General features: G+C 70.3%; 13 protein-coding genes. 4 read left to right on the forward strand and 9 right to left on the reverse strand.

What is annotated here, in order from left to right; translation table 11 throughout:
• Window positions 1-92: 92 nt before the first annotated feature.
• Complete coding sequence (locus tag MYMAC_RS31000) at window positions 93-455, reverse strand: PspC domain-containing protein (protein ID WP_043712775.1); 363 nt, start codon at window positions 453-455, stop codon at window positions 93-95.
• Window positions 456-703: 248 nt separating this feature from the next.
• Between MYMAC_RS31000 and aceB the strand changes: the two genes are divergently transcribed.
• The 3 genes from aceB (at window position 704) to MYMAC_RS31015 (ending at window position 4,263) form a co-directional block, all read left to right on the forward strand.
• A complete protein-coding gene (gene aceB / locus MYMAC_RS31005) occupies window positions 704-2,329 on the forward strand; it encodes a malate synthase A (protein ID WP_095960684.1) in 1,626 nt (541 codons plus the stop codon).
• 58 nt (window positions 2,330-2,387) lie between these two features.
• The gene (aceA, locus tag MYMAC_RS31010; protein ID WP_095960685.1) at window positions 2,388-3,674 is read left to right on the forward strand and encodes an isocitrate lyase; all 1,287 of its coding nucleotides are present in this window, start codon (window positions 2,388-2,390) and stop codon (window positions 3,672-3,674) included.
• Between the two features lie 181 nt (window positions 3,675-3,855).
• Window positions 3,856-4,263, forward strand: a complete 408-nt coding sequence (locus tag MYMAC_RS31015) for a hypothetical protein (RefSeq protein WP_013937926.1) — start codon at window positions 3,856-3,858, stop codon at window positions 4,261-4,263.
• A gap of 13 nt (window positions 4,264-4,276) precedes the next feature.
• On the opposite strand, the gene MYMAC_RS31020 is transcribed toward MYMAC_RS31015, so the two are convergent.
• The 7 genes from MYMAC_RS31020 to MYMAC_RS31050 all read right to left on the reverse strand — a co-directional run bounded on the left by MYMAC_RS31020 (window position 4,277) and on the right by MYMAC_RS31050 (window position 10,645).
• Entirely contained in the window at window positions 4,277-4,519 is a 243-nt protein-coding gene (locus MYMAC_RS31020) for a hypothetical protein (protein WP_013937925.1), read from the reverse strand.
• A gap of 68 nt (window positions 4,520-4,587) precedes the next feature.
• Window positions 4,588-4,926, reverse strand: a complete 339-nt coding sequence (locus MYMAC_RS31025; RefSeq protein WP_095960686.1) for a hypothetical protein — start codon at window positions 4,924-4,926, stop codon at window positions 4,588-4,590.
• 66 nt (window positions 4,927-4,992) lie between these two features.
• Entirely contained in the window at window positions 4,993-5,721 is a 729-nt protein-coding gene (gene sitI6, locus MYMAC_RS31030) for a SitI6 family double-CXXCG motif immunity protein (protein ID WP_095960687.1), read from the reverse strand.
• Window positions 5,718-6,359, reverse strand: coding sequence for a SitA6 family polymorphic toxin lipoprotein (sitA6, locus tag MYMAC_RS31035; protein WP_095960688.1), 642 nt, complete (start codon window positions 6,357-6,359; stop codon window positions 5,718-5,720). The genes sitI6 and sitA6 overlap by 4 nt, the downstream gene beginning before the upstream one ends.
• Window positions 6,360-6,436: 77 nt before the next feature.
• A complete protein-coding gene (locus MYMAC_RS31040) occupies window positions 6,437-7,720 on the reverse strand; it encodes a TIGR04013 family B12-binding domain/radical SAM domain-containing protein (protein WP_095960689.1) in 1,284 nt (427 codons plus the stop codon).
• Window positions 7,721-7,796: 76 nt separating this feature from the next.
• Window positions 7,797-9,407, reverse strand: coding sequence for a serine hydrolase domain-containing protein (locus MYMAC_RS31045; RefSeq protein ID WP_095960690.1), 1,611 nt, complete (start codon window positions 9,405-9,407; stop codon window positions 7,797-7,799).
• A 239-nt stretch (window positions 9,408-9,646) separates the two neighbouring features.
• Entirely contained in the window at window positions 9,647-10,645 is a 999-nt protein-coding gene (locus MYMAC_RS31050) for a polysaccharide lyase family 20 protein (protein WP_338025977.1), read from the reverse strand.
• Between the two features lie 374 nt (window positions 10,646-11,019).
• On the opposite strand from MYMAC_RS31050, the gene MYMAC_RS31055 reads away from it, so the two are divergent.
• Entirely contained in the window at window positions 11,020-12,045 is a 1,026-nt protein-coding gene (locus tag MYMAC_RS31055; RefSeq protein WP_013937918.1) for an arginine N-succinyltransferase, read from the forward strand.
• Between the two features lie 9 nt (window positions 12,046-12,054).
• On the opposite strand, the gene MYMAC_RS31060 is transcribed toward MYMAC_RS31055, so the two are convergent.
• Entirely contained in the window at window positions 12,055-13,080 is a 1,026-nt protein-coding gene (locus MYMAC_RS31060; protein ID WP_095960691.1) for a lasso peptide biosynthesis protein, read from the reverse strand.
• Window positions 13,081-13,099: the final 19 nt, after the last annotated feature.

A 13,099-nucleotide genomic window follows, 5' to 3' on the forward strand; every position in this document is an offset into this window, starting at 1 on the left:
CGGGCTCCTCGAAAAAAGCGGAGCCCTTCGAATAACAGGCCGGAGTCCCCAGGCAGGGCTCCGGCGTGATTTTCTTCGTTGGACGCTGAGCACTACACCCGGCGTTCGACGCGCGGCGACGAGGCGCTGGCCCCCGCGTTCCCCCAGCCGGCCAGCCAGTCGTACGTGCGCCGCAGCGGCGCGGTGCCCGTCGCCGACGGCGGCGTGAAGGCCCACAGCAGCAGGTACACCAGCAGCGCGGTGCCCCCGGACACCGCCAGCGCCACCACGAAGCCCACGCGCACCAGCGCCGCGTCCACGCCGACCTCCCGCCCCAGCGCCGCGCACACGCCCGTCACCAGGCGCCCGTCCACGCCCCGGTGCATCGGCTCCGCGCGCGCGCCGCAGCGCGGGCACCTCCGGACCTCCAGGCTCACTTCCTCCGTGCAGGTGGCGCAGCGTCTCTTGGCGTCCATCACGTCTCCCTTCTGGGCCCGATCCCACTTGGCGTCCACGGCCCTCATTCCTACCTACGCGCCCTGGCGCGCCCCATTGCATCCGCCTCGGGGGCGATTTGTTGATTTACAGATTTAACTCCTCGGCTGTTGACACAGTTACAGGCAAGCAGGCAAAGATTCACGCAGCACTTCCTTTTTGCACTCTCAGGACTCATTTTCCGAGCCGTCCCAGTAGATTTACAACGCACCAAGCCAAAGGAGCCCCGATGTCGGACCAAGCCCCCGCTGTGAAGCCCCCGGCGTTCGGACCGGGCGTGGTGGTGAAGGGGACCTGGCACCCCGACTACGCCGAGGTCCTCACCCCCGAGGCCCTGGAGTTCGTGGCGAAGCTGGCGCGCACCTTCGGGGAGCGCCGGCTGGCGCTGCTGGAGCGCCGCAAGGCGGTGCAGGCGGCCTGGCGCCAGGGCGAGCGCCCCCACTTCCTGCCGGAGACGAAGGCCATCCGGGAGGGCGACTGGACGGTGGCGCCCCTGCCCGCCGACCTTCAGGACCGCCGCGTGGAAATCACCGGCCCGGTGGACCGGAAGATGGTCATCAACGCGCTGAACTCCGGCGCCAACGTCTTCATGGCGGACTTCGAGGACGCCAACAGCCCCACCTGGGACAACGTGGTGCGCGGGCAAGTCAACCTGCGCGACGCGGTGCGCGGCACCATCTCCTTCACCGCGGAGAACGGGAAGCACTACGCCCTCAACCCGAAGCGCGCCGTGCTCTTCGTGCGGCCCCGCGGCTGGCACCTGCCGGAGCGGCACATCGAAATCGACGGCAAGCCCATCTCCGGCTCGCTGCTCGACTTCGGGCTCTTCTTCTTCCACAACGCCCGTGAGCAGCTCGCGCGCGGCACCGGGCCCTACTTCTACCTGCCGAAGCTGCAGAGCCACCTGGAGGCCCGGCTGTGGAACGACGTGTTCCACCTGGCCCAGGCGGAGCTGGACATCCCGCGCGGCACCATCAAGGCCACCGTCCTCATCGAGACGCTGCCCGCCGCGTTCGAGATGGACGAAATCCTCCATGAGCTGCGCGAGCACTCCGCCGGCCTCAACTGCGGCCGCTGGGACTACATCTTCAGCTTCATCAAGACGCTCCAGTCCGACACCCGCGTGGTGCTGCCCGACCGCGGACAGGTGACGATGGACAAGGCGTTCCTCAACGCCTACTCGCAGCTCCTCATCCAGACCTGCCACCGCCGCAACGCGCACGCCATGGGCGGCATGGCGGCCTTCATCCCCATCAAGGGTGACGCGGCGGCCAACGACGCCGTCATGGACAAGGTCCGCGCGGACAAGCTGCGCGAGGTCAAGAATGGCCATGACGGGACGTGGGTGGCCCACCCCGGCCTCGTGGAAATCGCGCGCGACATCTTCGACTCGCACATGAAGGGCCCCAACCAGCTCTCCAACAAGCGCGAGGACGTGAAGATTGGCGAGGCGGAGCTGCTCAAGGTGCCCTCCGGCACGCGCACCGAGGAGGGCCTGCGCCACAACATCCGCGTGGGCATCCAGTACACCGCCGCGTGGCTGGGCGGCCTGGGCTGCGTGCCCCTCTACAACCTGATGGAGGACGCGGCCACCGCCGAAATCTCCCGCGCCCAGGTGTGGCAGTGGCTCCACCACGGCGCCACGCTGGAGGACGGCCGCGCGGTGACGCCCGCCCTCTTCCGCGACGTGCTGGGCGAGGAGATGGGCCGGCTCGAGAAGGAGGGCGCGAAGGAGCGCTACGGCGCCGCCCACCTGGAGCGCGCCCGCGTCCTCTTCGAGCAGCTCTCCACCGCCGACACCTTCGAGGACTTCCTCACCCTGCCGGCCTACGACGCCCTGGAAGCCCAGCGCTGAACCCTTTCTGAAGCTCGCAGCAGCAACCCACCACCTTTACCGTAGCGAGGAGCCCACGATGTACGACGCCACGCCGACGACCGCCGATGCCTCCCCTCACGCCAAGCTCCACGCGCAGCGTTTCGAGGGCATCAAGCGCAACTACACCCAGAAGGACGTGGAGAAGCTCCGCGGCTCCGTCACCATCAGCTACACGCTGGCGGAGCTGGGCGCCAAGAAGCTCTGGGAGTTGCTCCACACCGAGGACTACATCAACGCGCTCGGCTCGCTCACCGGCAACCAGGCCGTGCAGATGGTGCGCGCGGGCCTGAAGGCCATCTACCTGTCCGGCTGGCAGGTGGCGGCGGACGCCAACTCCGCCGGGCAGATGTACCCGGACCAGAGCCTCTACCCGGTGGACAGCGTCCCCACCGTGGTGCGCAAAATCAACAACGCCCTGCGCCGCGCGGACCAGATTGACCACGCCGAAGGCCGCAAGGACCGCTACTGGTTCGCGCCCATCATCGCCGACGCCGAGGCCGGCTTCGGCGGTCCGCTCAACGCCTTCGAGCTGATGAAGGGCATGATCGAGGCGGGCGCCGCCGGCGTGCACTTCGAGGACCAGCTCGCCAGCGAGAAGAAGTGCGGCCACATGGGCGGCAAGGTGCTGGTGCCCACCAGCCACTTCATCCGCACCCTCTCCGCGGCCCGGCTCGCCGCGGACGTCATGGGCGTGCCCACGCTGCTGGTGGCCCGCACGGACGCGGACAGCGCCAAGCTGCTGATGAGCGACGCGGACGAGTACGACCACGCCTTCATCGACAAGAAGGCCGGCCGCACCGCGGAGGGCTTCTACCGCCTCAACGGCGGCCTGGACTGCGCCATCGCCCGCGGCCTGGCGTACGCGCCGTACGCGGACCTGGTGTGGTGCGAGACGAGCACCCCGGACCTGGCCCAGGCGAAGAAGTTCGCCGAGTCCCTCCGCGCCAAGTACCCGAACAAGCTGCTGGCCTACAACTGCTCGCCGTCCTTCAACTGGAAGAAGAACCTGGACGACGCCACCATCGCCAAGTTCCAGCGCGAGCTGGGCGCCATGGGCTACAAGTTCCAGTTCGTCACCCTGGCCGGCTTCCACGCGCTCAACTTCGGGATGTACGAGCTGGCGCGGAAGTACAAGGACCGCGGCATGGCGGCCTACAGCGAGCTGCAGCAGGCCGAGTTCGCCGCGGAGAAGGACGGCTACACCGCCACCCGCCACCAGCGCGAGGTGGGCACCGGCTACTTCGACCAGGTGGCCGAGGTCATCTCCGGCGGCAACGCCAGCACGCTCGCCCTGACGGAGTCCACCGAGGCCCACCAGTTCTAGGCCCGGGCGCCTCCTGAGGGCCTGGCCAAGGCCGCGGCTGACGGGTTGTACGCCCGTAAGTCCGCGGCCTTGCTGCGTTTTCGCACCTCGCGCGCAACTTCGCCGGGCGGCCGGGCGATAATGGGGCTTCGAGAGGTCCGACACGTGCGTGGTGCGCGTCCCGGGCCGAGACGGAGCCGACATGACGCGCATCAACTCCTTCACCGGTCCCATGATTCAGCCCGCCACCACGCAGGCGCAGACCCGCGCCGCCAGCACGAGCTTTGGCGCGCTGGTGAACCCCATGGCCCCGGCCAACCGGCCGGGAGACCCGCTGATGGTGTCGGGGGGCGCGGTGGTCGCCTCCGCGCTCGCCTCGGTGGGCAGCTCGCCGAACAACGGCCTCCTGAACTCCTACCTGTCCGCCGTGGGCCGCGGGCCCATCTCCGAGGACGGCACGCGGGGCCCGGCGTCCCAGGCCCCCGCCGGCTCGGAGCAGGCGCAGCAGGAGCAGGTCCTCATGGAGCTGGCGGAGATGTCCGCCGCGACGCTGTCCAACTCCATCCTGCACATGGGCAACAAGATGAAGGTGGACCTGGACCGGGAGTAATCCGGCCGGGCCCTCAGCCCTTCTTCTTGTCGCTGTCCGCGTTGTAGGCGTCGCGCTGGCCCCGCTGGAGCTCGGGGCCGTCCCTCCACGGCAGCTCGACGTCGGTGCGCTGGCCGCCGTTCTGCTCGGTGACATCGTTGAGGAACTCGGAGCGGCCCTCGGCGGGGACGCTCTCGCCGTCCTCCTCCGGGTCCTTCTGCTTCTTGGGGTCGAGCGGGATGCCGGCGCCGCGCTTGAGGTAGTCCTTGGGGTCCATGCCCCTCAAGGTGGCGATGATGGCCACCCGCGCGCAGGGAGCGGGCAGCCGGACGGGCCCCTGGTGGCTCAGTTGAGGTACTTGGGCCGGGGCGGCTCGGCCGGCGGCTGCTTCATCCGCTCCAGGCCCTGGCGGGTGAGGACGAAGCGGACCACGCCGGAGCCCCGCTCCGTCTCGATTTCCGCCTCGAAGGCCGGCCCGGCGATGCCGCCGAAGGACACGTCCTTGCGCAGGTTCACCACCCGGCCGCTCACCATGTCCCCGGCCACCTCCTTGGCGCCCTCACCGCGCTGGTGCAGCTCGAAGGCGACCTGGTGCAGCGTCATCGCCAGCGAGGGCGTCAGCGGCTGGTTGCTGAAGAGGACGGAGATGAGGAGCCAGTAGGGAGGTGCCGGGTCGGTGGACATCGCGTCCCCATCCTAAGCGCCTCGTGCGGCGCGGGCCCGTGGAAGTGACGGCCATGCCGCGCGTGCCTAGCGGGTCGGCAGCTCGCGGAAGGTGATGCCCTCCAAGCCCAGGCGCTGGACCGCCTCCTTGAAGCGCTCGGTGCCCACCATCACGGTGGCGAAGTTGCCCACGCGGAAGAGGTCCCGGTCCGTGGGCAGCGAGGCCGCGTCGAGGATGGGGTCGTCTGGCAGCGTCATTCCGAACCGGCCACAGGTGGCACAGGGCGGCTGCTGATCCGGCGGGTAGCAGTCCGGGTGCAGTCGCCCTCCGGGCTCAAGCTGAAGCTCCAAGAGCTCCGGAGGGTCCTTCTGCCGAAAGCGCAGCTCCGTCTTGCAGCCCACGAGACCGCGAACGCCCTCTGCCTGGAGTTGTTCCAGTGCATCCCAGCGAACCACGAGCAGCATGCTCCCCTGCGTCTCGAAGGCGGCGAATCGTCCCGAGGCGGCTCCCACCAAGGGACCGAACGAAGTCCCTGGAGGCAGCGGCGCGCCAGGCGGGGCCAAGGGGCGGACCATTTCACGCAGTCTCACGAACTCCTCGAACGGCTCGGGCCGGGCCTTCAGGAACTCACCCTGCGCAGGCAGCATCGACAGATCGACAGCGGGGTACTGATGGCCCGAAGAGGACCAGGTCACCCCACAGCCAGGACATCCCGCCAACCCAGGCAGCGCCCACTTGTGCGCGGCATGGAAGCTCCCGTTGATTCGGGGCCACGTCGTACTGTCCTGGGAGAGTTCAAACAGGCGAAGGGTCATGTTCCTGGCCTGGAATAGTACGGACGAATCGGCCCACCTATCAGTTGGAAGCGATAGATGAGCGCCCCCGCGTGCTTGAAAATCTCTTCAGGGCTCGCCCCGTTGTTTCGCCGCATGTATGCACGCCACGCTTCGTTCCAAGCGCCGCCAGCGCCTGACCCACCATGAATGCGCCGATGGAGTTCGAGCGGAATCGGCATGGTGTAGTCGTGAATCTTGACGCCCCGCTGCAGGAACCACCCGGCGAGCTCGGGGGCCTGGGGGAAGATGTGGTGCTTCTCCCAGCGCCCGGGCGGTAGCCGATGTGACGGCGGGATGACTCGCTCTGGCGCCCCGTTCCAGTTGGGGAACACCATGACGGCGCCACGAGGTAGCTGCTGCCCGCTACCCCAGCTCCGCCGAGGGCCCCGGCCCGGAGCCGCCGCCGCCGCGGGTGGACGCGCGGGCGGGAAGCGCGCCAGCTCTATCTCCCCGGGCAGGTCCGCGCAGCGGTAGAAACCGCAGGCCTCTCCCAGACACAGCAGGGAGACACACTGGTCCTCGTGAGGAGTCGAGCACTCCAGCTCCGCCTCGTCCCAGGCCTGCTGCATGGGAGGCTTGACCGAGGTGGAACACCCCAGCCACAGCACGGCGAGCACCGGAAGCCATCGGCCCGGAGGGGCTCACCTCCCACGAAACCGGGGCCTCCAGCCCGTCTTCCCCGGACCGCCCGGCCCTACCCGGCGCGGGGACGGCGGCGTGAGGCGATGCCCTCGGCGAGGGCGACCTGCTGCTTCCAATGCCCATACAGGCGGCCCTGGGACGCCAGCCGGTCCAGCTTGCGCTGCGTCGCTTCATCCACCGCCCCGGGCGGCGCATCTCGGAACGGCGTCCCCGGCAGCGGCATGAAGGTATGTCCATGCACGCGAGCCCCCAGCGCCGCCAGTTGCTCCATCAGCGCCACCGTGGCGTCCACGTCGGCGGGCTCCTCCCCGGGCAGTCCCAGGATGAAGTCCACGTTGGGCACGAAGCCGCACTCCACCGCGATGCGGGTGGCGCGCACCACCGTCTCCACGTCGTGCCCCCGGCGCGTGCTCTGGAGGATGCGCTCGGAGCCGGACTGGCCGCCGATGATGAGGTTGTCGTTGTGGACGTAGCGCTTGAGCAGCGCCAGCGCCTCCGGCGTGACGTGCTCGGGGCGGACCTCCGAGGGGAAGGTGCCGTAGTAGATGCGCCCGTCGGGCGCCATGGCCTCCTTCACCGCGGCGAGCAGGGCCTCCACCGCGTCCAGGTTCACCGACTCGTCGGCGGTGCCGTAGGACATGGACGTCGGCGTGATGAAGCGGACGTCGCGCCGGCCCGAGCGCCGCAGCTCCCGCGCCCAGTGCGCCACGTTGGCCACGGAGCGATGCCGGAACCGCGCCTTGCTCATGAACGGCGTCTGGCAGAAGCGGCACGCGTAGATGCAGCCGCGCGTGATTTCGATGGCGCCGTACTGCCCGTTGCGCGCCGCGAAGGGCGGGAAGTCGTCGAGCAGCACGCCCTCACCCCGGCCGTGCTGCACCAGCTTTCCGTCCTTCAGGTACGCGACGCCGTGCGTGTCGCGCGGCTCCTCGCCCCGCAGCACCCGGCCGAGCAGCGCGCGCAGGGAGTGCTCACCCTCGCCCACCGCCACCAGGTCGAAGCCCGCCTGGAGCGTCTGGAGCGTCTCCGCCGTGGCGTGCACGCCACCGGCGATGCACAGCACCTCGCGCCCCTCCAGCCGCTCACGCACCCACGCCAGCTCCTCCGCCGCGGGGGCGAAGCTGGCCGAGTAGAAGGACCACGCGGCCACCACCGTGTCCCCGGCGTCCACGCGCTCGCGAAGCGTGTCCAGCAGCGTCTCGCGGCTGCGCGGGAAGTGGAGCGTCACGTCCGCCAGGGCCGGGTCCGACTCCACGGCCCCCGCCAGCACGGTGAAGGCGTACTTGCCCGGGTACTGGTAGCTCAGGACGAGCGAAACACGGCGGGTCGGCTGCATGCAGGATGGGCTTTATGCCACAGGGCCCGCGGCGCAAGCACCCAGGCAGGCCGCCGGGACACACGCCCCGCGTCAGTCAGGGAGAAGGCACCAGCGAGAGTGCCAGCGCGTTGAAGGCAGGGAACTCCATGACGTCCGGCGGCACCCGCCCGTCCGGCAAGGCCATGCGCACCACCACCAGGTCCTGCTCCGGCACCACCAGCAGGAGCTGCCCGAAGGAGCCTCGCGCCGAGTAGCCCCGGGGCGCCCCCTCCACCTGCGTCCGCAGGGGAACGCGGGCGCTCTTCTCCATCAGCTCCCGGATGCCCGCCATCCCTCCCAGCCGCGCGGAGAGCACCTGCATCAAATCCGCCGAGGCCATCGGCTTGCCCACCACGTCCTCGAGGCGGGACAGCGACGCCTCCGGCATGCCGTTGCGCCGCGCCTCGTTCACCAGGTCCTGGCCGAGCACACGGAGCGACTTGTCGTAGACGAGCCACCACAGCAACCCCGCCGTGGGGTTGTGGGGCTGCGATGGCGCGGCGGTGCACTCCTGAATCCAGGCCTCGCTCAGGATGCGCTTGCCCTGCCAGGTGCCTCGCTGGAGCAGCAACTGGCCCACCTTGGCGAAGTCCACCGGGTGCAGGCGCAGGCCGGACATGCCCAGCGGATTGCCGGCCGGGTCCTTCTGCCAGAACACGTCCCGGATGCCGAGCGGCGCGAAGAGCCGCCGCATCAGGTAGGCGTCCAGCTTCTCGCCCGAGGCGCGCTCCACCACGCCCGCCAGCAGGTTGGTGGCCTTGTTGTTGTAGAAGAACCGGCTGCCCGGCACGTCCACCACGTGGGCGTCCAACGCGTAGCGGACGAAGTCCCGCGACTGGTAGATGTCCATCGCGCTCGCGTTCGCCTCCAGCCCGGAGGTGTGGCTGAGCACGTGCCGCAAGGTGACCTGGCCCTTCAGCCCGGCCTTCCATTCCGGGAAGAAGGTGGAGACGGGCACGTCGGCGGAGGCAAGCTTCCCCTCGTCGATGAGCAGCCCAATGGCCAGCGCCACCACGGCCTTCGTGGCGGACATGGACTCGATGCGCTGCGTCTCGCCGCCGAAGTACCACTCCCCCACCAGCTTGCCGTGACGGAGCACCACCAGGGCCGCCGAGCCCGCGTCCTCGGCCGCCTTCACGAAGGCCGCGAGCGCCGGCTCCGACAGTCCCGCCTCCGCGGCCGTCACCGTCTCCAGACCCGCGCCCACGTTGCCCGCGACGCGCGCCTTCAGCGCGTTCTCCCGGGCCCGCGCCACCAGCGCGTCGTAGCCCGGCATCCGGCGCAGCGGCGCCAGGGACTTGTCGTGCAGCAGGTCGCCCGGCGAGCTCATGCCCCGCTCGACGGCGCGCTCCAGCCAGGTGAAGGCCGCGGCGTCATCCCCCACGCCCAGCGAGGCATAGGCGGCGAACCAGGCCACTTCGTCCGTCTGGTGGCCGCCGTCCCACAGTCGCTGCAGCTCGGAGCGGGCGGCGTCGAAGTGCCCCGCCTCCATCGCCCTGCCTGCCCGCTGGAGTCCCTCGCGGCGTTGAGCCTCTGGGTCGGCAGGCGCCGCCGCGGGAGGCGGCGCCGCGGGAGGCGCCGCCGCGGGAGCCGGAGGCGCGGTGACCGGCTGCGCGTGGGCGCAGGCCAGCAAGGTGCAGAGCGGGAGGAAGAAGCTGGGTCGCATGGGCGCTCCATGGGGCGGTGGCAATGAAGCGCCACGCGTTCGGAACGCTGATATGGCACGGCACGCGCGTCACCGCGAGCCGTCATCCGCGCTCGCCGTGACGCGATGGGTGCGGCAGGCGCGAAGCGGGGGCCCCACGGCCGCGACGCAGGCCCATCGAGCCCGCGCGGCGGTCCGCGCGGACGCAGCTCGACCCGAGGGCGCGCACATGCCCCGCGCATGCGCGCCAACTTGGACGCTCAACGGCTCCGGCGCCGGTAACCCGCCAGGCCCATCAGCCCCAGCAGCGAGAAGGCCGCCACGGAGCCGCCCGTGCTGCTGCACCCCGGCTGCGCCGCCACGCCATCCTCCGACGAAATGCCTCCCGGCGTGGGCACGTTCGGCCCCTGCGGCGTCCCTGAGTCCAGGGAGGACGCCGGGGTCCCCGCGTCCTGCTCCGGCTCCCCGGGCATGCCCGCGTCCCCGGGGTCCACGCCGCCCGCGTCCGCCGCGGTCCCCGCGTCCTCGGGCGGCTCCGGGTCCACGGGGCCACCCCCGGCATCCACCGGGGCGCCCGCGTCCGGCGTTCCAGCGTCCACGGGCGGTGGCGGCGGCTCCACGGGGAGCACGTCCGACAGCTCCGTCGCCTGCATGAAACCGTCGTGGTAGACGACCCCCACGGGCCGCACCGTGTCACTGCGGTAGAGGCCGAGCTTCAGGTAGTTGCGCTGCCCCGAGTACATCGTCATCGCGCCGCGCCTGGGCAGCACCCGCTCCTTGTTGTGCCACAGCTCGACGAAGCCCACCTTCGGGTCCGGCGACCACTTCGCGTGCAGGATGAACTCGTGCCACACGCCCCGGGTGAGCTTCGTGCGCCAGGGAATCTCCGCCGTTCCGGGGAGCGACAGCCGAATCTCCTCCCCCTTCACGTAGAACTCCACCGGCGGGGAGCCGCAGCACCCGTCATGGTGCCACTGGGTGAAGAGCTGCCAGGTGTCCGCGCTGGGGAAGTCGTTCGCGAACATCACCTTCCAGCGGTAGTAGTACTCCGAGCCCACCGCCTCCCGGCTCATGTACACGAGCTCATTGCGGTTGCCGCTGGCGTTGATGGGGTCATCCCCCTGATACACCGTGGCCTTCAGCGCGTATTGGCCCTCGGCCACCGGGGACGTCACCACCTGGAGCCGGTTCGCATTCACCATCTGCGTGCTGGAGTACTGCGAGCGGTCACCCGTCTCGAAGTCCCCCCGCCACACCACGCCTGCCGAAGCGAGCCCGGGGACACACCACACCGCAAGCCATACGGGGACAAAGGCTCTCAAAGACATCCTCGCGAAGGTCTGGAATGCAACGACTGACACACCGTATCGCAAACCATTCCCTGCTTCATTCCCCGGGCAGAACCTTCCCACTGGCCTGGCAACCCGGCGGCCAGCCATGCAAGCCCCTGGATGTTTCACGTTGTGTTTCACGACGGGCGCGGGCGCCTGACACACTCCGGCCGTCCTTGCAAGCCACTCGCAACACGTCGCGTCATCAACACGGCGAACAACCTTCAAGCTGACTGGCGGCAGGTGTGGGGTATGGTCTCTCCTTTCCGGCGCTCCACCACAGGAGCGTCCCGAGTGTCCCCATGCTTGTCCTGCGTGACGTCCAGAAGACCGACCTGCCCGGGCTGAAGCGGCTCGCGGCCGTGCTGAACACGGTGAACCTGCCGAACAACGAAGAAACGCTGTCGGCCATCGTGGACACGTCGGTGAAGAGCTTCGCGGGCAAGGTGAAGAACCCCTTCGAGCGCGAGTACCTCTTCGTGCTGGAGGACGTGCGCAACAGCCTCATCATCGGCACGTCGATGATCATCGCGCAGCACGGCACCTACGAGGCCCCGCACATCTACTACGAGGTGAGCGAGCGCGAGCACTACTCCGCGTCCCTCTCCCGTCACCTTCGCCACAAGGTCCTCTCCATCGCCTACAACTACGAGGGCCCCACGGAGGTGGGCGGGCTCGTCGTGGACCCGCCCTACCGCGCCACGCCGGACAAGCCCGGCAAGCAGCTCTCCTACGGGCGCTTCCTCTTCATCGCCATGCACCGGCGGCTGTTCCGTCCCCGCGTGCTGGCGGAGCTGCTGCCGCCGCTGCTGCCGGACGGCCGCAGCCTGCTGTGGGAGGCCTGCGGCAAGAAGTTCACCGGCCTGACCTACCAGGAGGCGGACCGCCTCAGCCGGCAGAACAAGGAGTTCATCAAGGAGCTCTTCCCCGCCTCGGACATCTACGCGTCGCTCTTCCCCACGCGCGTGCAGAAGGTGCTGGGCGAGGTCGGTCCGCAGACGCGCGGCGTGCAGCGCATGCTGGAGCGCATCGGCTTCAAGTACATGGAGCGCATCGACCCGTTCGACGGCGGCCCCCACTTCGAGGCCGACACCGCCGACATCAGCCTGGTGCGCAAGTACCGGACGCTCAAGGTGGCGGACGGGGACTTCGACCTGCAGGGCGATGACGTCCTCGTCGCGGTGGAGAGCGACGCCGGACGCAACCGCTTCCGCGCCGTGCGGTGCCAGGCGCGCCTGGAGAACACCCAGGCCTTCCTGCCCGCCCGCGCCAAGGAGGTGCTGGACGTCCAGGCTGGCGCGAAGGTGTCCGTCATCCCCTTCGAGTAGCGCGTCGCCTCACGGCCGGCGCACCACCCGGTGCGCCCCGCGCAGCAGCGACAGCCAGCGCGCCCCCGCCTCCAGCGCCGGGCCCTGCGCCTCCGCCAGGGCAATGGGCAGGTGCGTGCGCGGCGTCACCGGGTCCAGGGACGTCGGGTCCAGGTCCAGCGTCCCCCCCGCCGCCAGCGCCACGCGCACCCAGGCGTGAGGCCGCGCCGGTCCGCCGTCCACCACCAGCAGCCCGTGCACCACGGCCACCTTCACGCCTCGCGCGCGGGCCCCCGCGGCGAAGCGCAGCGCGTGCGCCAGGCACCCGCCTGCCTCCCCCTCGCCGCCCTCGCGCCAATCCGCCCCGCCAGGCCGCTTCTCCGGAAAGGCCGCGTGGACCTCGGCCGCCAACGCCCGCGCCGCCGCCGCGTCCCACGGCGTCTGGCCGTCCAGACGCGCCGGCACCGCGAGCGGCGGCTCCAGCGACAGCGCCCCTCCTCGCCCCTCCACCGGCAGCCCGTCCGCGAAGAGCTCCGGCGGCGCGCGCAGCCGCTCCCCGGGCGCGGCCACGGTGAAGCGCGAATCGCCGACCTCCAGCGCCTCCATCCGGCCGTCGGCCCCGTAACGTGCCTGGAAGGCCGCTCCCATCAACGTTCCCTCCGCGCGCTGGCCGTCCACCCGCGTGACGCAGTGCGGGCCCTCGCGCCCCGTCAGCTCCTCCCGCCCCACCACGCAGCCCACGGCGGGCGCTCGTCTCCAGAGCCACAGCGCCTGCGGCACGGCCCGCGAGCCCCGCACCCGGCCCTCACCATCCAACGCCAGGGCCTGCTCCCGGCGGCGCTCTCCAGCCCGCCCTGCGCGGGTGTGCAGGTGCTGGCTGACGTAGGTGAAGCGGCCCGGCTCGAGCTTCAGCGTCACCGTCCCCACCGGCACGCCGCGCCAGGAGAACACATAGCGCGTCACCTCCTCCCGATTCGCTGACGGCGAGCCGGCCCTGTCAGGATTCCCAGACTTCACTGGAAGCGTGAGGAGCAGCAGGGTGAGCAGGGCGGCCACGGCCCCATTGTGCGGCGTT

Source organism: Corallococcus macrosporus DSM 14697 (assembly GCF_002305895.1).
Lineage (GTDB): Bacteria > Myxococcota > Myxococcia > Myxococcales > Myxococcaceae > Myxococcus > Myxococcus macrosporus.